The following is a 17,102-nucleotide window of genomic DNA, read 5'->3' as shown; positions in this document are numbered from 1 at the left end:
TACGGCGAGAGTCAGCTCCCGCCATCGTCGGCCAGCGTCAGCACAGGCTGCGCGCGCCAGGACGATGCGAACAACGCGTGCAGCGCCTCGATCCGTGGTGCGTCATATGTAGCGATATACGGATGATCCGGATAGCGGGCCGCGAAATTTTGGTGATCTGCCTCGGCTGGGTAGAATCCGTGATCCGGCGCCACCTGCGTTGCGATGGGGCGCGTGAAGACATGCGCCGCGTCGAGCTGCGCGATATAGGCATGCGCTTCCCGAGCCTGCTGCGCGGATCGGGTGTAGAGCACGGAGCGATATTGCGTGCCGTCATCCGGGAACTGGCGGTTCACCTGTGTCGGGTCGAGCGCAACAGAAAAGAAGATGCGCATCAGCGTGCCGTAGCTGACCTGCGTCGGATCAAAGTCGACTTCAACCGACTCTGCGTGTTCCGTATCGCCGCTGCTGACGGTCTCATAATCCGCCGTGTCGCGCGCACCGCCGTCGAAACCCGCGCGGGTCGCGGTCACGCCACGAATATGTTCGAACACGCTCTGCACGCCCCAGAAGCAACCACCTGCGAAAACGGTACTTGCATGGTGCGTCGCAGGCGCCGGTTCCGCCAGAACGGGCGCCGGAAGAATACGGGGGCCGGGCTCGCCCATTGCCGTGTGGCAGGCGACACCGAATGTGGTCAGCGCCACCAGGGAAACGCCGAAAAGTCCTGCTCGTGTCATGTTTCCAGTTCCTTCAGGCCGTATGGAATGAAAGTGCCACGCCGTTCATGCAGTAGCGCAGGCCCGTTGGCTGCGGTCCGTCATCGAACACGTGGCCGAGATGACTGCCGCAGGTCGCGCATCGCACCTCCGTGCGCTCCATGCCCAGGCTGTCATCGCCACGTTCCTGCACGGCGTGCGGCAGGGCGCTGTCGAAACTCGGCCAGCCGGTGCCGCTTTCGAACTTCGTGCGCGCGTCGAAGGCTGCCGTGTCGCATCCGGCACAGGCGAAGCGGCCGGGGCGATGCTCGGTCAGCAACGGGCTCGAATACGGCATTTCGGTGCCTGCCTCGCGCAGCACATTGTATTGCGCGGGCGTCAGCAGGCGGTGCCATTCGGCGTCGGTGTGCGTGACGGGATAATGCTCGGTGGCCCTTGCACGGCCGAACGCTGCCATGGCAACGGCGGCAAGAAAGAATTGGCGGCGGGATGTCATGCTGTGTCCCCCTTGTTTTGGGTTGTCACAGCGTTCTTCGCGAAAATTCCCTGTCCGGTTACGCGGGTAAGAAGAATTTTTTATTTCCGTCAGGAGATGGCGGAAACTGTAACCTTTCGGGCCTGGCCGACGAACGCATCCGCATCAACGCCTGACCATTCAGTCGGAAAGCCCGGACATGTTCTCATCACGCAGCGTGCGGCCGCGTCGCACGCCATCGCCCGTTATTCGAATCACCCACTGGATCGGCGCATTGTCGATGCTCGTCATGATCGGCAGTGGCTGGCAGATCTATAATGCCTCGCCCATTCTGCCTTTCGAATTCCCGGCCTGGGCCACATTGGGTGGCTGGCTGGGCGGCGGGATCGCCTGGCATTTCGCGGCGATGTGGGTGCTGATGGCTGCCGGCGTCGTTTACATGGGGTATGGCGTGCTGTCGGGGCATTTCCGCCGCGATCTGCGGCCCGTCGGCCCACGCGCGGTCCGACGTGATATGGCGCGGGCGCTGCGCTTCAGGCTGTCCCATGCCGCCGGTCATTACAACGCTGTCCAGCGGCTGCTTTATACCGGCGTGCTGATTGTCGCCCTGCTGACCGTTGCAAGCGGGCTGTCCATCTGGAAGCCGGTGCAGCTTGGATGGCTGACATGGCTGTTCGGCGGTTACGATGTCGCCCGCCGCATTCATTTCGCGATGATGACGCTGATCGTCGCCTTTCTCGTCATTCACATCGCGCTCGCCCTGCTCGTGCCGTCGACCCTGTTCGGCATGGTGTTCGGCCGTCGTCCGAGCGTGGCGCCGGAAGCGAGCGTCCAGGAGGGGGCTGCCCGATGAGTCACAACCGCCTCGATCGCTCGGCGATCGCCCCCGAACTGCGCCGGATCGAGCGCCGTCTGATGCTCAAAGGCGCCCTGTCGCTCGGTGGACTGTCGATGCTGTCCGGCTGTGCGCTGGACGACGAGCCGTCCGTGGAGCGTGCGCTCAGCGCGATGTCGCGTTTCACCGACCGGATGCAGGCCCTGCTGTTCAGCCGCCAGCGGCTCGCGCGGGAATTCGATGCATCCAGGATCACGCATCCTTTCCCGTTCAACGCCTATTACGACGAGAGCGAGGTTCGCACTGTCGATCCCGCTGGCTGGCGCCTGGACGTCGGCGGTCTGGTGTCGGACAAACGCCCGTGGTCGCTCGCGCAGTTCCGCGCGCTGCCGCAGAAACGGCAAATTACACGCCATATCTGCGTCGAGGGATGGAGTGCGATCGGCGACTGGTCCGGCGTGCCGCTTTCGATGTTCCTGCAAAAGGTCGGCGCGGATCTGCGTGCGAAATATGTCAATTTTCGCTGTTTCGACGATTATTCGACGAGCATCGACATGGCGACCGCGCTGCATCCGCAGACCATTCTGGCGCTGGACTATGGAGACCGTGCCCTTCCGCCTGCCTATGGCGCGCCGATGAAGGTCAGGATTCCAACGAAGCTCGGCTACAAAAATCCGAAATATCTCGCGTCCATCGAGGTCACCAACCGCTTTTCGGGCGGCTACTGGGAAGATCAGGGTTACGACTGGTTTGGCGGGTCATAAAAAAGACGCGTCCCTGTAACCCGACGACGTGCCTCATCGAAGAATAGAACAGAGAGGCGGAATGTTTCCGCCTCCACATCACCACAGATCAGGAAATTACCATGTCTATTCGCAATATCGCCATTGCTGCCGCTTTCTCGTCCGTCGTCGCTCTGGGTGGCGCCGCTCGCGCACAGGGCGCCATGTCGCACGATGCCATGGCCCCGAACCAGATGGCGCCAAACTCGATGGCACATGACAGCATGTCGAAGAACGGCATGGCGCACGATACGATGGCCCCGAACGCGATGGCCCCGCATGCGATGACGCATAACGGCATGTCCCACGACGGTATGAAGAAGCATGACGGCATGAAGAAGAACGCGATGTCCCACAACAGCATGAGCCATGACAACGCGATGGCCGCGCCGCAGGACGGCATGGCGAAGCCGAACTAAGCCGGGCTTCGCGAATTATCCGGCTGGCAGGCGCATTCATGAAGCTGAAAAGCGTCATATCCACCGCACTGGGCGGCATGTTGGCGCTTGTTGGCACATCGGTACCGGCCATGGCTGCGGACCCGGACCACCCGACCGTGGTGGAACTGTTCCAAAGTCAGGGTTGTTCGTCCTGCCCGCCCGCGAATGCCAATCTTCTGGCATTGTCCGATCGTCCCGATCTGCTGACCCTGTCGTGGGAGGTAACCTACTGGGACGATCTCGGCTGGAAGAATACGTTCAGCGCACTGGCTTTCACGGCGCGCCAACGGAATTACGCTCACGCGTTCCGTCGGCGCGAGGTGTTCACGCCTGAAATCGTTGTCATCGGTACATTTGACGACGGATCGTACAGCTATCAGCTTCCAGACGGGCGCGTAGTCGTTGGCGATTTTCGGTTCGAGGCTCGCGACCAGCTGGCTTCTGGGTATAAATGCGGGTACTCATGCTGGCGGGCTTTCTCATCCAGTTTATTGGCGAATGAATGGATGGCTGGTTCGTACTGGTTTTGAAATACGCGATGTGACCATTGTCTCCAGTAAAATGGTATTTTCGTGCGGCCGTGTAATCGCCAATTTGGCCATTTCATAGTGATTGCGAACTCTCCACTTCGGGGAAACGAGACCGGAAGGATGTATGACAGGGAAGACGGCGATAACCGGCATTACGATGATAGATGTAGAAGTTTGCACTTAATCTGACGGACGGCTTGAAGTGGCCGGCGTGGATGCTACGCGTTCATGTGGTGTTCGACGTGGCGCCCGATATCTTTTTCGCGGGCGTGGTGGGCTGCGTCAAGGAAGGTTTGCATCGGGGTTTTGCCGAAGCAGTATCGTCCCTGGTGGGTGCGATTGCGGTTGAAGTCATCCATCCATTCGTCGAGGTCTGCCTGGAGTTCGTGGATGCTGTCGTAGATCTTGCGGCGAAAAGTGACACGATAGAACTCGTCGAGCATGGTCTTGTGGAAGCGCTCGACGATGCCGTTGGTCTGCGGGCTGCGCGCCTTGGTGCGGGTATGGTCGATGTTCTCCACCGCCAGATAGAGTTCGTATTCATGGCGGTCATGAGAGCCGCAGAATTCGGTGCCCCGGTCGGTCAGCACGCGCTGGAGCGGGAGATCGTGCAGCTCGAAGAAGGGGATGACGCGGTCGTTGAGCAGGTCGGCAGCGGTAACCGGGGTCTTGCGGTCATAGAGCTTGGCGAAGCCGACCTTGCTGTAGGTATCGACGAAGGTCTGCTGGTAGACGCGACCGACGCCCTTCAGGGTGCCGACATAGAAGGTATCCTGGGCGCCGCAATAGCCGGGACATTCGGTCTCGAACTCGCCCCAGGCCTCCTTGTCGGCCTTGGCCTTCTCCAGGGCCGCAAGCTGGCTTTCGGTGAGGATCAGCCGTTCCTGGGCCATCTTGGCTTCGAGCGCCTTGAGGCGGAGCTTCATGGTAGCGAGGTCGTGGCGCAGCCAGATGCTGCGCACCCCGAAAGGAGAGACGGTGACGCCGCGCTTGAGCAGTTCGTTGGCCACGCGGGCCTGGCCCCAGGCCGGTTGTTCGATGGCGATCGCGACCACTGCTTCCTCAACCGCCGGCTCGACGCGGTTTTTCAGCAAGGGTTTGCGGCGGGAGAGTTCCTGGAGCGCGATTTCGCCGCCTTTGTCGTAGAGCTCCTTGAAGCGGTAGAAGCTGTCGCGCGAATACCCCATCATCTTGCAGGCCTGGGAGACGTTGCCCAGTTGCTTCGATAGTTCCAGCAGGCCAACTTTGGCGCGGATGATCTTCTGGTCACGGGTCATGAGGATATCCTCCGATGGCTGCGGCGGGGGCTGCGTCGCCCGGCCACTCCGCCCCCGCCGCAGCCCTGGTTGAGCTTCAGCAGACACCATCCGTCAGATTTAGAGCGTGATGATTTTAGGTTGGTCCATATCCTGAGTTTATGAAATAATTGGCGCATTCGCTGGGAGCGTAGCTGCGCAGGAGTTCGCCGATGGTTGAACTGACTGCGTCGCGGCTTCGAGCCGCGGCCTTGCGGAGCAGGTGCTTGAGCTTGGCAAAGACCTGTTCAATGGGATTCAGGTCTGGGGAGTATTTTGGCAGGAGGATCAGGCGCGCGCCGACCTGTCGGATGGCTGCGCGTGCTGCCTTGTTTTTGTGGCTGCCGAGGTTGTCAGCGATCACGATGTCACCAGGCCTGAGCGTCGGCACGAGTTCATTCTCGACGTAGATGCGGAAGCTTTCGCCGTTGATCGGACCATCGAGCAGCCACGGCGCATCGATCCGATCGACCCGCAGGGCGGCAATAAAGGTCATGGTGTTCCAATGACCCCAAGGCACTTTGGCCCGGAGCCGTTCGCCACGCGGCGCCCAGCCGCGTAGCGGCGCCATATTGGTTTTGGTCCAGGTTTCATCGATGAACACCAGGCGGGCGGGATCTATGAGGTGTTGGTATTTTTGCCATCGCGCCCGGTGTCGGGCGACATCAGGGACGTCCTGTTCGGCTGCGACGAGTGTTTTTTTTGAAGCTGAGCCCCTCGTCGTGGACGAAGACCCACACAGAGCGATAATCGACCCTGAGCCCGCGCCCGGCAAGTTCTGCGACCAAGCCCCGCAGGGTAAAGCCCCCCGCCTTGCAACGCTCGATCAGCCATTCCCGATGCGCACCCGTCAGCCGTTTCGGCTTGTGGCCGCCCATCTGGCCAGGGGAAACGCTGCCGGTCCGCCGAAAGCTCTGCATCCACCGGATCGCGGTGCTGGGTGCTACACCGTAGCGCTTCGCGGCCTCGTGGCAGGAGAGGCCGTCTGTCTCCACGGCTGCCACAACCCGGTCGCGAAGATCCATCGAATAAGGACGCGCCATCCATGCTGGCCTCCAATCCAGACAGCATGTTAAATCAAATTTTCCGGAATCCGGGGACCCCATATTCCAAGGCCGGCGATCCGGAGGTGCGGCGGTCCCTCTATGAATCGGCGTCGGTCCTGCTGACGCGTTTCAAGGGGCGCGACAAGCTGCGGACCTGGGGCCTGGAACTGGCGAAACGGTCCTGCCATCGCAAGGCGGCGGTCGCCGTGGCGCGCAAGATGGCCGTGATCATGCATGCCATGTGGCTCGACGGAACGGTCTATGACGGCGGTCCGGCCGTCGATCCCGAAGAGCGGGCCCGTCATATCGCTTGCAAGAACCGCAAATTGCCGCGGGCGCTCGCGTGAGTGTCCAGCTGCAAAGGAATGTTCCGCCGCGTGTCGGGATGACCGCGGCGTTCTGAACAGGGAGATCCGCCAAGGCGGATGGGGAAGGGTGCAGTCGAGGACGACGGGAAGCACGATATCTTGCCTGGAGCACGCGCAGGTGAACGCCTCGTGGGACTCCGCTCGAGTGCCTGTGATGCTGCCCCGTGAATCCGATGGCAAAATGCGCCACGACGAAAGGCCGGCCGCCCATCCACGGATGGGGCGGCATATCAGTCGTCGCTGAGCGCGGAAGAGTGCACGGCGTGCCACGAACCCTCAGTCAGGGCCGAGATGCCAGTCCAGGAGCAGAACTGTGATCGTGAAAGGAAGCTAAAGGAAAACGAAGAATGAAAAACTTGACCAAAAAACCCGCCCGATTAAGAGGGCTGGATAAAAGGCCGCACATCGCGGCTCGGTTGGGGTGGCTGTTTTCCGGGTTTTTTGAGGTCTTGTTGCGAGGTGCGTGGATTTCCCGCACCTCGCGGCAAGGTGTCATCTCTTTGATCCGGCGCGTTCTTTCGCGCGGTGCAGGACATTTTTCATGAACAGGAGCGAGGAATTCCGGGTTCGGCCAGGGCGCATCCGCTCCACCCGCGCCTGGCAGGCGCGGCCATTCGTGACGCAGGTGCTGGCGTCGGTGCAGCGGGCCGGTGGCAGGGTGTCCCGCGCGGGGAAAATCAGTGCCGGGCGTCGCTCCAGTTTCGGACGGGGCCGGGCCGCCGCCCATGCGGCCAATCGCCTGCTCACCAGCCGTTCACGGGGCGTCGTGATCAAGGCCCGTGTCGTGCGCCATGCCCCGCGCGCCACACCATTGGCAGCACACCTGCGCTATCTCCGTCGGGAGGGCGTGACGCGGGACGGGGAGGATGCGCGGCTGTTCGGCAGGGACAGCGACGACATCCGGGCCTCGGACTTCGCCGAACGATGCGATGGGGACCGCCATCATTTCCGCTTCATCGTCTCGCCCGAGGATGCGCCGGAGATGTCGGACCTGCGCGCCTTCGCGCGGGATCTGATGGGGCAGATGGAATCTGATCTCGGCACGAAACTCGACTGGGTCGCCGTCGATCACTGGAACACCGCGCATCCCCATCTACACGTCATCGTCCGGGGCGTCGCGGAAGATGGCACCGACCTGGTGATCGCGCGCGATTATATCCGCGAGGGCATGCGTGCCCGTGCCCAGGATCTGGTGACACTGGAACTCGGGCCGCGCACGGATCACGATATCCACCAGGCGGTCGAGCGGCAGGTGAATGCCGACCGCTGGACCCAGCTTGACCGCCAGCTTCAGAAGGACGCGGGGCAGGATGGTGTCATCGATCTCGGGCGCGCGCCGGGCGCAACGCCGGACGCCTTCGCCACCGTGAAGCTGGGTCGCCTGCGCCGTCTGGAAACCATGGGGCTGGCGCACCAGATTGGGCCGGATCGCTGGCGGATGGACGAGAGCGCGGAAGCGACCCTGCGGGAGATCAGCGAGCGCAATGACATCATCAAGCGTATCCACCAGGGCCTGGCGGAGCAGAAGATCGACCGTGCCGCGTCCTCCTGGGTAATGGCCGCCGAGGATACCACCGATCCCGTCATCGGCCGGCTGGTCGATCGTGGTCTCGACGATGAGCTGCGTGGCACGGCCTATGCGGTGATCGACGGGATTGACGGACGCACGCACCATGTCCGCCTGCCGAACCTCGAAGCGGCTGGCGATGGATCGGTCGGTTCCATCGTGGAATTGCGGCGTTTCACCGACAACCGGGGACGTGACCGTGTCGCGCTGGCCGTGCGTTCGGACGTCACGCTGGAGCGGCAGGTGACGGCGGAGGGTGCCACCTGGCTCGACCGGCAGGCCATCGCACGGGAGCCTCTTGCCCTGGCGTCCACCGGGTTCGGCGCCGATGTCAAAGAGGCGATGGAGAAACGCACGGATCATCTGGTGGAGCAGGGGCTGGCCAGCCGTGACGGCGGGAGCATCCGCTACGCCCGGAACCTGATCGTCACGCTGCGCCAGCGGGAGCTGGACGGGCTGGGCCGGAGCCTCGCCGGGAAGTCGGGGATACCGTTCCGGCGGAGCGGGGAGGGTGATCCCGTTACCGGCACCTATCGTCAGCGTTTCAACCTGGCGTCGGGCCGGTTCGCGATGATCGATGACGGGCTGGGCTTCGAGTTGGTGCCATGGTCGCCTTCGCTGGAAAAACAGCGAAGGCGGGAGGTGTCGGGTATCATGCGCGGCGATGGCGGGATCGACTGGTCATTTGCCCGCAAGCGGGGATTAGGGTTGTAATTACCTTCGGGTGTCGTGCTGATCCGTCGCATTGCTCTCACACGCTGTCGACGTATCCGGTCGGAAGACCGACTTTGCGGCCAACTTCGCGGAGTTTTTCGCGATACTCATCGTTGGTGACGCCTCTTTCCGGAGGTATCGGCAGATTGAAACAAAGGGCTGCGATGCTTGTGCTATCGGAGAGGCGGGCCAAGACAGCTTCTGCCCGGTATGAGGCGACGCTTTCGTCGGCGTAAAGACGGTCGATATCGTTGTGGGTCAGGTCCATGACGATCCCATGCACCGAACTTGACATATCAGGGACAAGAGTAGCGCGCTTTCCAATACGAAGCGCCATTCCCGCGACCTCAGCCGGTCGAGGGTTCGCGGGTTCAAAGCCTTTCGTCCGAAGAACATCCGCATCCATGAACAGGCCGTAGAAGAAAATCGAAATGTGACGAGAAATCATGTCTGCTCTCACTTCAATTTTTGTTCGCTCAGGTTCCCGTGCCGCCATCAGCGGAATAGCAGAACGCTGGTGTCCGGCCGAAAACGGAGAAGAAGATCCATATCGCGACGGTTCATCGACACCAGGATGGCATTTTGCTCGCGGGCGCTGAGGAAGAGCAGGGTGTCATTAATCAGCTTCCGGCGCAGGCCCTCCTGGCAGCACGCTTCCGCTGACGTCAGCGTGCTCTTGGGCTTTGCGAGATGCTGCGTCCGAGCCAGAATACCGGCGATCATGCCCGCTTCGGCCCAGGTTTCCGCGCTGGGGGCCACGATATCCGTTCGGTCGATTGTGTCGAGCATATCCAGCACGACTTTGCGGTTGTGCGGCGTGGCGGGATGAGTCGGATCGAGGATGCCTGCGCTGATGGCAAGCTCGCTACATGCGACGCCGCTATGCAGAATCCTCCGGCTGGCCACGAAGGCAGCCAGATCCGGCGCGAGCTTTCCCTGAAGGCGTCGCAGATAGAAATTCGTGTCGAGCATGACCGGCAGATCCGGCGGCTGGGCCGTGATGTCGAACGGAAGCTCTGCGTCGGGTCGGCGTGCCATCGCCCGTGCATAGGCGTCGGGGTCATGCTGTCGTGCAATGTCGGCGGCGGTTTCGTTGCCGCGCGATCCTGCTGGTGTCTTCACGATGAATGCTTATACCGCGAGTTCAAAATCGTCCGTGACCGTGTCCTGGCTCTCCATGAGCCATGTTTTGAACCGATCTGGCGCTGCCGCCATCGCCAGGCTGGCGTTGATGACGTCGGCATCGTTGGTCAGTCCGAACCGCTTCCGGGCTGCATCCATCACGCCGGGATCGACACGCGTGGAAATCTTCTTCGAGCGGACGCCGGTGACGACACCCTGGTGCGTCAGGAAGACAACCGCGCGTGCAACCGACGGATCGCGCGCCATCAGGCTCGCGAACGCCTTGCTTTTGAACACCCGTATCATGTCGCTTTCCACGGTCGACTGGCTGGTTTTCCCATGCCGGCGCGCCGGGCGGGCAGCAGGACCGATGCTGGTCGGTGCAGTCACACCGGATTTGGTACCACCTTGCTGTCGGCTCGTATGTGCCATCGGAGTCTCCCTTGTGTCGGACGTTTCTATCATAAATGTCCGACATATGCACGATTCAAGTGGAGATCGCCCGGCTCAAAGCGTCGGGAATTCATCGCTCAGGAAGCCGTGTCGTGTGTGCCATGCGTTCACGGCATCAATCACATGGTCGAGCTTCCTCTGTTCTTCCGTGCCTAGTTGATCAACGGCGTCGTCAGACCGAGGCGGGTTCTGCGGTCCAGTCATGGCTCGACTCCTTCCGAGAGATATCCCGCGCATGATGGGCGGGTTTGACTGTAGCCCGCAACGCGCAAGTATTTCTTCGCTCCAGCCCGCTTCGGTACGACGACCAACGGATCATGCTTGCGCCCTGGAAAGCGCCGGTTCTTCGCTGTCTCCCATGACAAAGGGAGGGATCGATGGACCAGCCGGGAACACGTATCCAGTGGGGGCAGGCGCTCGTGGTCCTGTCCATGATCGTGCTGTCCTGGTGGACGGCGACACAATGGACGGCCTGGGAACTGGCGTTCCAGCCGGAACTCGGCCGACCGTGGTTCACGGTCCTGCATCGCTGGCCGGTCTATGCCCCGCCACTGTTCTTCTGGTGGTGGTACGAGCTCGACGCCTACGCCCCGGCGGTCTTCGCGCGCGGCGCGTGGATTGCGGGCTCGGGCGGTGTGCTGGCCTTTGCCGCAGCCGTGGCGCTGTCCGTCCATCGCGCCCGTGAGGCGAAGCGCGCCGCGACCTATTGCTCCGCCCGCTGGGCCGAGGACGCGGAAATCCGCGCGGCCGGACTGCTGGGCGAGGACGGCGTGGTGCTGGGCCGATACCGCCGGGCCTATCTCCGGCATGATGGCCCCGAGCATGTCCTGACTTTCGCACCGACGCGCACGGGCAAAGGGGTAGGCATGGTGATCCCCACACTCCTGACCTGGCCGGGTTCGGCCATCATCCATGACATCAAGGGCGAGAACTGGCAGATCACGGCCGGTTTCCGGAATCGCTTCGGGCGGGTGCTGCTGTTCGATCCCACCAATCCGGCGTCCTCGGCCTACAACCCACTGCTGGAGGTGCGGCGCGGAGCGTCGGAGGTTCGTGACGTGCAGAACATCGCCGACATTCTGGTCGATCCCGAGGGTTCGCTGGAGCGCCGCAACCATTGGGAGAAAACCTCCCATGCCCTGCTGGTCGGGGCGATCCTGCATGTGCTCTATGCCGAGGACGACAAGACGCTCGCCGGGGTGGCGAAATTCCTCTCTGACCCGAAGCGGTCGATCGAGGCAACCCTGTCCGCCATGATGCGCACGAACCATCTGGACGGGAAGGGGCCGCATCCCGTTGTGGCCTCGGCCGCACGGGAACTGCTGAACAAGTCGGATAACGAGCGCTCCGGCGTTCTGTCCACCGCCATGTCGTTTCTTGGCCTCTACCGTGATCCGGTGGTGGCGACGGTGACCAGTCGCTGCGAATGGCGCATCGGCGACCTGCTGGAGGGCGACCAGCCCGTCTCCCTGTATTTCGTCATCCCGCCGTCGGATATCAGCCGCACCAAGCCGCTAATCCGCCTGATTCTCAACCAGATCGGGCGGCGGCTGACGGAGGATCTGTCCGGTCGGGAGGGGCGGCGTCGCCTGCTGCTGATGCTCGACGAGTTTCCCGCCCTCGGCCGCCTGGACTTCTTCGAGAGCGCGCTGGCCTTCATGGCGGGCTACGGGATCAAGGCGTTCCTGATTGCCCAAAGCCTAAACCAGATCGACAAGGCCTACGGTCAGAACAACAGTATTCTCGACAACTGCCATGTCCGGGTTAGTTTCGCCACCAACGACGAGCGCACGGCGAAGCGCGTATCCGACGGGCTGGGCGTGGCCACCGAGATCCGCTCGCAGAAGAACTATGCCGGGCACCGGCTGTCGCCTTGGCTCGGGCATCTCATGGTCTCGCGCCAGGAAAGTGCGCGGCCTCTGATGACGGTGGGCGAAGTCATGCAGATCCCGGCACGGGAGGAAGTCGTCATGGTGGCGGGCTGTCCACCGATCCGGGCACGGAAGGCGCGGTATTTCCGGGATCGCCGCTTCGTCGAGCGCGTCCTGCCACCGCCCGATCCGGCGCAGCTGCCACGGCCTGTCCGGCCCGATGACTGGAGTGGTCGTCCGTCTCCTGTCACCCCACCACCGGAGCAGACGGGGGCGCCGGCAGCACCGGATAAACCCGACGACGCCGATAGCGATGAATCGCTCGGCACGGGGCGGAAATGGTCGCGCGAGCATGACCCGGCGGATATCGGCAAGCATAGAAAGCGCACGGTCCCCGATCTCTTTGGTGAAGAACCGCCCCCGGATCCAGAAGCACGGGATCGCGCCGACCTGACACGGATTGCCCGCCAGGCGGGCCTCGATCGCGGCAACGATCTCGGGCTGTGAGGGCGTGATGAGAACTTCCCCCAAGAAGGTGCGGTTGTCGGTCTATCTGGAACCGAAGCTGCTGGACGCCCTGACCGCGCATGCCGCGCGGCGCGATCTTTCTTTGTCCCTGGTGGCGGAAGCGGCCATCGCATCCTTCCTGTCGCCCGATGCCGATGAACGGCGGGAAGCGGCGATGAGCCGCAGGCTGGACCGCCTCGACCGGCAGGTCGCCCGCATGGAACGTGATCTCGGGATCAGCCTTGAGACGCTGGCTCTGTTCATCCGCTACTGGATGACGGTCAGCCCGTCCTTGCCGGAACCGGCCGCAGCGGCGGCGCGGGCGCAGGGGGCGGAACGCTACGAGGCGTTCGTGGCCGCCCTTGGCCGACGACTCAGTCGGGGACCATTCTTCCGGCAGGAAATCCCGGACGACCTTCGCTCTGAGGCCGAATAGGGGGCTTCCCGGCGTCGGTCGGCCCCTGCGCGTACTACGATGTCTTCGGCAACTCTCCTGCCTTGGCGCCGGCGCGATAGCCGCTTTGCCGTTCGATCATCCAGCCCGGATATTCCGGCGGCAGGGCGCTGATCGCATCCAGCGTCGTCAGATCCTCGGGCGACAGCGTGACAGTGGTGGCCGCGATATTGTCCTGCAACTGGTCCGGACGTTTCGCGCCGATGATGACGCTGGTGACCACCTCGCGGTGCAGCAGCCAAGCGATGGCGATCTGTGCCACGCTGCGACCATGCGCCTCGGCGATGGGGCGCATGGCGTCGATCACGGCGAAGGCCCGGTCGCGATTGACCGGTGGGAAATCGAAGCTGGCGCGACGGCCGTCGCCGGAGACGGAACTGCCGTCGCGATGATATTTGCCCGACAGCAAGCCGCCCGCCAGCGGGCTCCAGACCATCAGCCCGACCTGCTCCTCGGCCAGCATCGGCGCGATCTCGCGCTCCAGGTCGCGTCCGGCGATGGTGTAATAGGCTTGCAGCGAGCGGATCATCGCCAGGTTCTTGCGTTCGGCGATGCCCAGCGCCTTGCTGATCTGCCAGGCCGCCCAGTTGGAGACGCCGACGTAGCGGACCGCGCCCGAACGGACCAGCGTATCCAGTGCCTCCATCGTTTCCTCGATGGGGGTGAGAGGATCGACGCCATGGATCTGGTAGAGATCGATATGGTCGAGTTGCAGCCGTTTCAGGCTGGCATGGCATTGCGCGATGATATGGGTGCGTGAGGCGCCGCGCGCATTCGGACCGTCGCCCATCGGCCCCAGCACCTTGGTTGCAACCACGACGTCGTCGCGTGCCACGCCAAGATTGCGCAGGGCCTGACCGGTGATCTGTTCCGATAATCCGGTGGAATAGACGTTGGCGGTGTCGATGAAGTTGATCCCGGCATCGAGTGCGGCGCGGACCAGGCCATCGGCGCTCTCCTGCGCGAGACCGCCGATTTGTTCCCAGATGCCCCCTTGACCGCCGAAGGTCATGGTGCCGAGGCAGAGTTCCGAAACCAGGAGGCCGGTGCGGCCGAGTGGATTGTATTTCATGGTATGAAATCTCCGCAAAAAAGACGGACCGCGTGATGCGGTGTGGCGGCATAGTGCCGCCGGGGAGGGGCCTCGCGGTAGGAAGATCCCATCGCGTTCTTGCATGATGCTATCAGAAGTAGACACCGCGCCTTGTGCGCCGTCATCCACAAGAGCAGTTTCATGGCGGAGGATCATGAATGTCCGCGATCGACCACCTGCGCGATCTTATCGGGCGCCATGCAGCCGGGCGACGCACACCGACCGCCGTGCCCGGCCTCATGCTGTTCCGCTCCGAAGGTCGGTCGGTGCCGCTGAACTGCATCTATCGCTCCCGGCTCTATCTAATCGTTCAGGGCCGCAAGCGGGTCGAGCTTGGAACGCATGCCTTCACCTATGACGACAGCCATTACCTGATCACCACGGTCGATCTGCCGGTCAGCAGCGCGGTGATCGAGGCCAGTCCGCACCAGCCCTATCTGGCGCTCAGCATCGATTTCGATCCGGCGGTGCTGGCGGACCTGCTGCTGTCCGTGCCCGTCGGCGGGGACAGAGGGGCAGGGGATGAAGCCGGTCTGGCCGTCGCATCGCTGGATGAGGCGTTGCTGGATTCCGTCCGCCGTCTTGTCGCACTGCTGGATACGCCAGGCGATATAGCGGTTCTTGCCCCGCTGGTGCGGCAGGAAATCTATTATCGCCTGCTAACCGGCCCGCTCGGCGTTCGGCTTCGGGCGATCGCGGTGGCGGACAGCCACCTGACCCGGATTGCCCGGGTCATGGCCTGGATGCGGACGCATTATGCCGAGGAGTTTGGGATCGACGATCTGGCGCGCCTCGCCGGTATGAGCGCGCCTTCGCTGTTTCGGCATTTCAAGGCGGTGGCGCTGATGAGCCCGATGCAGTACCGGACCTGCATCCGGCTGCAGGAGGCCCGGCGGCGTCTGGTGGCGGACGGGGATGACGCGGCGGAGGCCGGTTTCGCCGTCGGGTATGACAGCCCTTCCCAGTTTAGCCGGGATTACCGGCGCATGTTCGGGGTGCCCCCGGCCCGTGATGCCGCCCGGCTGCGGGGGGACTCTATGCTCATTGCGCAGGAGGTCGAGGAAGAACGCCTTTCCTGAACGTGTCTGTCGGGCTTCGTCTGCCGGTTTCGATAAACCGTCAGGAGCAAGTAAAACCCGCATCCGTTACGATCTTGTACGATCGTGAGAAAAGGCTGTTGAAAATAGGAGAAAACAGCACTCTCTAATGATCCCCGTCGTCGTCCGGAGAGGTCGGATGACCTGGCCGGACGGGGATTTCCATGACGGTTACACCAATTGAAAATGGTGCCCGACAGCGCGGTATTTCTATGCTGCGCACGGCGATGGGACCGGCGATTGCGGGGCATCTTGCCGATTCCGCTGTGGTCGAGGTGATGCTCAATCCCGACGGGCGGCTGTGGATCGACCGTCTGGCGGACGGCATGGCGGACACGGGTGAAACCATCACACCGGCCGATGCCGAGCGCATCGTGCGCCTGGTCGCCCATCATGTCGGGGCGGAGGTGCATGAGGCCGCACCACGCGTCTCGGCGGAACTGCCAACCGGTGAGCGCTTCGAGGGGCTGTTGCCGCCTGTGGTGACGGCCCCGAGCTTCGCGATCCGCAAGCCCGCCGTCGCCGTGTTCACCCTCGACGACTATGTCGAGACCGGGATCATGACCGCAAAGCAGGCGGCATATCTTCGCAACGCTGTCGCAGAGCGAAAGAATATCCTGGTCGCGGGCGGCACGTCGACCGGCAAGACCACATTGGTCAATGCCCTGCTGGCCGAGGTGGCCAAAACCGGTGATCGCGTCGTCCTGATCGAGGATACGCGCGAACTGCAATGCACGGCGCCTAATCTCATAGCCCTGCGGACCCGTGAAGGCGTGATTACCCTTTCGGATCTCGTCCGGTCCGGTCTCCGCCTACGCCCCGACCGTATTCCGATCGGTGAGGTGCGTGGTGCCGAAGCACTCGATCTGGTCAAGGCATGGGGCACTGGCCATCCGGGCGGCATCGGTACGCTGCATGCCGGATCGGTGCTGGCTGCCCTGTATCGTCTGGAACAACTGATCCAGGAAGCCGTGGTCACGGTGCCGCGCGCCATGATCGCGGAAACCATTGACGTGATCGCGGTCCTGTCCGGACGCGGCAATGCCCGCCGGCTGTCCGAACTCGCCACCGTGGACGGGATTGATCCCGCCATAGGTATCTATCGCATTCATCCAGTACATGCCAACGGAGATTCTCGATGACCCGCGCTCTCTTTCGCGTGCGCCAGCACGCGCCTGTCATTGCCGCCATGCTGCTGCTTTCGGTTGCATGGTGCTCCTCGGCCCTGGCGTCCGGGTCGGACATGCCATGGGAAACGCCTCTGAACGAGATCCTGCAATCCGTGCAGGGTCCGGTGGCCAAGATCATCTCGGTGATCATCATCACAATCACGGGTCTGACCTTGGCCTTCGGCGAGTCCTCAGGCGGATTCCGTCGCCTGATCCAAATCGTCTTCGGTCTGTCCATCGCTTTTGCCGCCAGCTCGTTCTTCCTGTCGTTCTTCTCCTTCTCTGGCGGAGCGCTGATCTGATGGCCGTCGGATATGACGATGACGCGGTACCGGGTTTCCATGTTCCGGTGCATCGGTCGCTGACTGACCCGATCCTGCTGGGTGGGGCACCCCGAGCCGTGGCGATCGCCAATGGCACGCTGGCGGCGGCCATAGCGCTCGGCCTGCGTCTCTGGCTGATCGGGGCCGCGTTCTGGATCGTGGGCCATACTCTGGCGGTCTGGGGTGCGAAGCGCGATCCGCTGTTCATCGAGGTGGGACGGCGGCATCTGCGCTACCCCGCCTGGCTCCGGACTTAAGGAGGA

The 17,102-nt window shown here is 62.9% G+C and carries 21 protein-coding genes and 1 pseudogene; 13 read left to right on the top strand and 9 right to left on the bottom strand.

The features are described from left to right. Positions 1-11 precede the first annotated feature (11 nt). Positions 12-719: a peptide-methionine (S)-S-oxide reductase MsrA gene (msrA, locus tag GDI_RS13130; protein ID WP_012226926.1), complete on the bottom strand. Its 708-nt coding sequence runs from the start codon at positions 717-719 to the stop codon at positions 12-14. A 13-nt stretch (positions 720-732) separates the two neighbouring features. After that, positions 733-1,194 (bottom strand): peptide-methionine (R)-S-oxide reductase MsrB, encoded by a 462-nt coding sequence (gene msrB / locus GDI_RS13125; RefSeq protein WP_041249456.1) that lies wholly within the window; start codon positions 1,192-1,194, stop codon positions 733-735. Between the two features lie 268 nt (positions 1,195-1,462). On the opposite strand from msrB, the gene GDI_RS13120 reads away from it, so the two are divergent. The 4 genes from GDI_RS13120 to GDI_RS18630 all read left to right on the top strand — a co-directional run bounded on the left by GDI_RS13120 (position 1,463) and on the right by GDI_RS18630 (position 3,760). Further along, positions 1,463-2,026 (top strand): cytochrome b/b6 domain-containing protein, encoded by a 564-nt coding sequence (locus GDI_RS13120; protein ID WP_012226923.1) that lies wholly within the window; start codon positions 1,463-1,465, stop codon positions 2,024-2,026. Further along, the gene (locus tag GDI_RS13115) at positions 2,023-2,772 is read left to right on the top strand and encodes a molybdopterin-dependent oxidoreductase (protein ID WP_012226922.1); all 750 of its coding nucleotides are present in this window, start codon (positions 2,023-2,025) and stop codon (positions 2,770-2,772) included. Before GDI_RS13120 ends, GDI_RS13115 begins: the two co-directional genes overlap by 4 nt. 101 nt (positions 2,773-2,873) lie before the next feature. Beyond that, entirely contained in the window at positions 2,874-3,209 is a 336-nt protein-coding gene (locus tag GDI_RS13110) for a pentapeptide MXKDX repeat protein (protein WP_041249454.1), read from the top strand. A 38-nt stretch (positions 3,210-3,247) separates the two neighbouring features. Next, positions 3,248-3,760: a DUF1223 domain-containing protein gene (locus GDI_RS18630; RefSeq protein WP_012226920.1), complete on the top strand. Its 513-nt coding sequence runs from the start codon at positions 3,248-3,250 to the stop codon at positions 3,758-3,760. A 218-nt stretch (positions 3,761-3,978) separates the two neighbouring features. Here the strand turns inward: GDI_RS18630 and GDI_RS13100 are convergent, their stop codons facing one another. Both GDI_RS13100 and GDI_RS19210 read right to left on the bottom strand, forming a co-directional pair. Continuing rightward, complete coding sequence (locus tag GDI_RS13100; RefSeq protein ID WP_012222646.1) at positions 3,979-5,037, bottom strand: IS481-like element ISGdi10 family transposase; 1,059 nt, start codon at positions 5,035-5,037, stop codon at positions 3,979-3,981. A gap of 115 nt (positions 5,038-5,152) precedes the next feature. Continuing rightward, a protein-coding gene (locus GDI_RS19210) for an IS630-like element ISGdi6 family transposase (RefSeq protein WP_157871049.1) occupies positions 5,153-6,098 on the bottom strand; the annotation gives its coding sequence in 2 pieces (ribosomal slippage) (positions 5,153-5,758 and positions 5,760-6,098; 945 coding nt in all). A 65-nt stretch (positions 6,099-6,163) separates the two neighbouring features. Between GDI_RS19210 and GDI_RS13085 the strand changes: the two are divergent. The 3 genes and pseudogenes from GDI_RS13085 to GDI_RS13080 all read left to right on the top strand — a co-directional run. Further along, a pseudogene (locus GDI_RS13085) lies at positions 6,164-6,448 on the top strand (IS110 family transposase); the annotation flags it as partial. A 368-nt stretch (positions 6,449-6,816) separates the two neighbouring features. Next, complete coding sequence (locus tag GDI_RS19820; protein WP_157871048.1) at positions 6,817-7,014, top strand: hypothetical protein; 198 nt, start codon at positions 6,817-6,819, stop codon at positions 7,012-7,014. Next, positions 7,011-8,750 carry a relaxase/mobilization nuclease domain-containing protein gene (locus tag GDI_RS13080; protein ID WP_012226918.1) on the top strand — a complete coding sequence of 580 codons (1,740 nt, stop codon included), beginning with the start codon at positions 7,011-7,013 and terminating at the stop codon, positions 8,748-8,750. The genes GDI_RS19820 and GDI_RS13080 overlap by 4 nt, the downstream gene beginning before the upstream one ends. A 37-nt stretch (positions 8,751-8,787) precedes the next feature. Here the strand turns inward: GDI_RS13080 and GDI_RS13075 are convergent, their stop codons facing one another. The 4 genes from GDI_RS13075 to GDI_RS19985 form a co-directional block, all read right to left on the bottom strand. Then, complete coding sequence (locus GDI_RS13075; RefSeq protein ID WP_012226917.1) at positions 8,788-9,198, bottom strand: gamma-glutamylcyclotransferase family protein; 411 nt, start codon at positions 9,196-9,198, stop codon at positions 8,788-8,790. 47 nt (positions 9,199-9,245) lie between these two features. Further along, on the bottom strand, positions 9,246-9,872 hold the full coding sequence (locus GDI_RS13070) for a type II toxin-antitoxin system VapC family toxin (protein WP_012226916.1): 627 nt from the start codon (positions 9,870-9,872) through the stop codon (positions 9,246-9,248). A 9-nt stretch (positions 9,873-9,881) separates the two neighbouring features. Next, on the bottom strand, positions 9,882-10,304 hold the full coding sequence (locus GDI_RS13065) for a hypothetical protein (protein WP_157871047.1): 423 nt from the start codon (positions 10,302-10,304) through the stop codon (positions 9,882-9,884). A 75-nt stretch (positions 10,305-10,379) separates the two neighbouring features. Further along, complete coding sequence (locus tag GDI_RS19985) at positions 10,380-10,529, bottom strand: type II toxin-antitoxin system CcdA family antitoxin (protein ID WP_162098033.1); 150 nt, start codon at positions 10,527-10,529, stop codon at positions 10,380-10,382. Positions 10,530-10,702: 173 nt separating this feature from the next. Here GDI_RS19985 and GDI_RS13060 point away from each other — a divergent pair, with 173 nt between their 5' ends. Beyond that, a complete protein-coding gene (locus GDI_RS13060; RefSeq protein ID WP_012226914.1) occupies positions 10,703-12,703 on the top strand; it encodes a conjugal transfer protein TraG in 2,001 nt (666 codons plus the stop codon). Between the two features lie 7 nt (positions 12,704-12,710). Further along, on the top strand, positions 12,711-13,139 hold the full coding sequence (locus tag GDI_RS13055; RefSeq protein ID WP_041249451.1) for a ribbon-helix-helix protein, CopG family: 429 nt from the start codon (positions 12,711-12,713) through the stop codon (positions 13,137-13,139). A gap of 34 nt (positions 13,140-13,173) precedes the next feature. Here GDI_RS13055 and GDI_RS13050 read toward each other — a convergent pair whose 3' ends face one another. Beyond that, positions 13,174-14,229, bottom strand: coding sequence for an aldo/keto reductase (locus GDI_RS13050; RefSeq protein WP_041249450.1), 1,056 nt, complete (start codon positions 14,227-14,229; stop codon positions 13,174-13,176). 179 nt (positions 14,230-14,408) lie between these two features. Here GDI_RS13050 and GDI_RS13045 point away from each other — a divergent pair, with 179 nt between their 5' ends. From GDI_RS13045 to GDI_RS13030, 4 genes are all read left to right on the top strand, one after another. Next, positions 14,409-15,329 carry an AraC family transcriptional regulator gene (locus tag GDI_RS13045; RefSeq protein ID WP_012226908.1) on the top strand — a complete coding sequence of 307 codons (921 nt, stop codon included), beginning with the start codon at positions 14,409-14,411 and terminating at the stop codon, positions 15,327-15,329. A 182-nt stretch (positions 15,330-15,511) separates the two neighbouring features. Next, complete coding sequence (gene trbB / locus GDI_RS13040) at positions 15,512-16,489, top strand: P-type conjugative transfer ATPase TrbB (RefSeq protein ID WP_081482884.1); 978 nt, start codon at positions 15,512-15,514, stop codon at positions 16,487-16,489. Continuing rightward, on the top strand, positions 16,486-16,818 hold the full coding sequence (locus tag GDI_RS13035) for a TrbC/VirB2 family protein (RefSeq protein ID WP_012226904.1): 333 nt from the start codon (positions 16,486-16,488) through the stop codon (positions 16,816-16,818). The genes trbB and GDI_RS13035 overlap by 4 nt, the downstream gene beginning before the upstream one ends. After that, positions 16,818-17,096: a VirB3 family type IV secretion system protein gene (locus tag GDI_RS13030; protein WP_012226902.1), complete on the top strand. Its 279-nt coding sequence runs from the start codon at positions 16,818-16,820 to the stop codon at positions 17,094-17,096. Before GDI_RS13035 ends, GDI_RS13030 begins: the two co-directional genes overlap by 1 nt. Positions 17,097-17,102: the final 6 nt, after the last annotated feature.

Origin of the sequence: Gluconacetobacter diazotrophicus PA1 5 (assembly GCF_000067045.1) — a bacterium.
Classification (GTDB): Bacteria; Pseudomonadota; Alphaproteobacteria; order Acetobacterales; family Acetobacteraceae; genus Gluconacetobacter; species Gluconacetobacter diazotrophicus.
The sequence above is the reverse complement of the archived record's forward strand: the minus strand, read 5'-3'. Positions and strand labels throughout refer to the sequence as shown.

What these genes read in the sequence shown, in the direction of transcription:
- GDI_RS13065 (WP_157871047.1), bottom strand. Translation starts at nt 10,304, where the DNA reads ATGGCACATACGAGCCGACAGCAAGGTGGTACCAAATCCGGTGTGACT.
- GDI_RS13110 (WP_041249454.1), top strand. Translation starts at nt 2,874, where the DNA reads ATGTCTATTCGCAATATCGCCATTGCTGCCGCTTTCTCGTCCGTCGTC.
- GDI_RS13055 (WP_041249451.1), top strand. Translation starts at nt 12,711, where the DNA reads ATGAGAACTTCCCCCAAGAAGGTGCGGTTGTCGGTCTATCTGGAACCG.
- GDI_RS18630 (WP_012226920.1), top strand. Translation starts at nt 3,248, where the DNA reads ATGAAGCTGAAAAGCGTCATATCCACCGCACTGGGCGGCATGTTGGCG.
- GDI_RS19820 (WP_157871048.1), top strand. Translation starts at nt 6,817, where the DNA reads ATGAAAAACTTGACCAAAAAACCCGCCCGATTAAGAGGGCTGGATAAA.
- msrB (WP_041249456.1), bottom strand. Translation starts at nt 1,194, where the DNA reads ATGACATCCCGCCGCCAATTCTTTCTTGCCGCCGTTGCCATGGCAGCG.
- GDI_RS13075 (WP_012226917.1), bottom strand. Translation starts at nt 9,198, where the DNA reads ATGATTTCTCGTCACATTTCGATTTTCTTCTACGGCCTGTTCATGGAT.
- GDI_RS13080 (WP_012226918.1), top strand. Translation starts at nt 7,011, where the DNA reads ATGAACAGGAGCGAGGAATTCCGGGTTCGGCCAGGGCGCATCCGCTCC.
- GDI_RS13120 (WP_012226923.1), top strand. Translation starts at nt 1,463, where the DNA reads ATGATCGGCAGTGGCTGGCAGATCTATAATGCCTCGCCCATTCTGCCT.
- GDI_RS13030 (WP_012226902.1), top strand. Translation starts at nt 16,818, where the DNA reads ATGGCCGTCGGATATGACGATGACGCGGTACCGGGTTTCCATGTTCCG.
- GDI_RS13050 (WP_041249450.1), bottom strand. Translation starts at nt 14,229, where the DNA reads ATGAAATACAATCCACTCGGCCGCACCGGCCTCCTGGTTTCGGAACTC.
- trbB (WP_081482884.1), top strand. Translation starts at nt 15,512, where the DNA reads ATGACGGTTACACCAATTGAAAATGGTGCCCGACAGCGCGGTATTTCT.
- GDI_RS13115 (WP_012226922.1), top strand. Translation starts at nt 2,023, where the DNA reads ATGAGTCACAACCGCCTCGATCGCTCGGCGATCGCCCCCGAACTGCGC.
- GDI_RS13045 (WP_012226908.1), top strand. Translation starts at nt 14,409, where the DNA reads ATGTCCGCGATCGACCACCTGCGCGATCTTATCGGGCGCCATGCAGCC.
- GDI_RS13100 (WP_012222646.1), bottom strand. Translation starts at nt 5,037, where the DNA reads ATGACCCGTGACCAGAAGATCATCCGCGCCAAAGTTGGCCTGCTGGAA.
- GDI_RS13060 (WP_012226914.1), top strand. Translation starts at nt 10,703, where the DNA reads ATGGACCAGCCGGGAACACGTATCCAGTGGGGGCAGGCGCTCGTGGTC.
- GDI_RS19985 (WP_162098033.1), bottom strand. Translation starts at nt 10,529, where the DNA reads ATGACTGGACCGCAGAACCCGCCTCGGTCTGACGACGCCGTTGATCAA.
- GDI_RS13035 (WP_012226904.1), top strand. Translation starts at nt 16,486, where the DNA reads ATGACCCGCGCTCTCTTTCGCGTGCGCCAGCACGCGCCTGTCATTGCC.
- msrA (WP_012226926.1), bottom strand. Translation starts at nt 719, where the DNA reads ATGACACGAGCAGGACTTTTCGGCGTTTCCCTGGTGGCGCTGACCACA.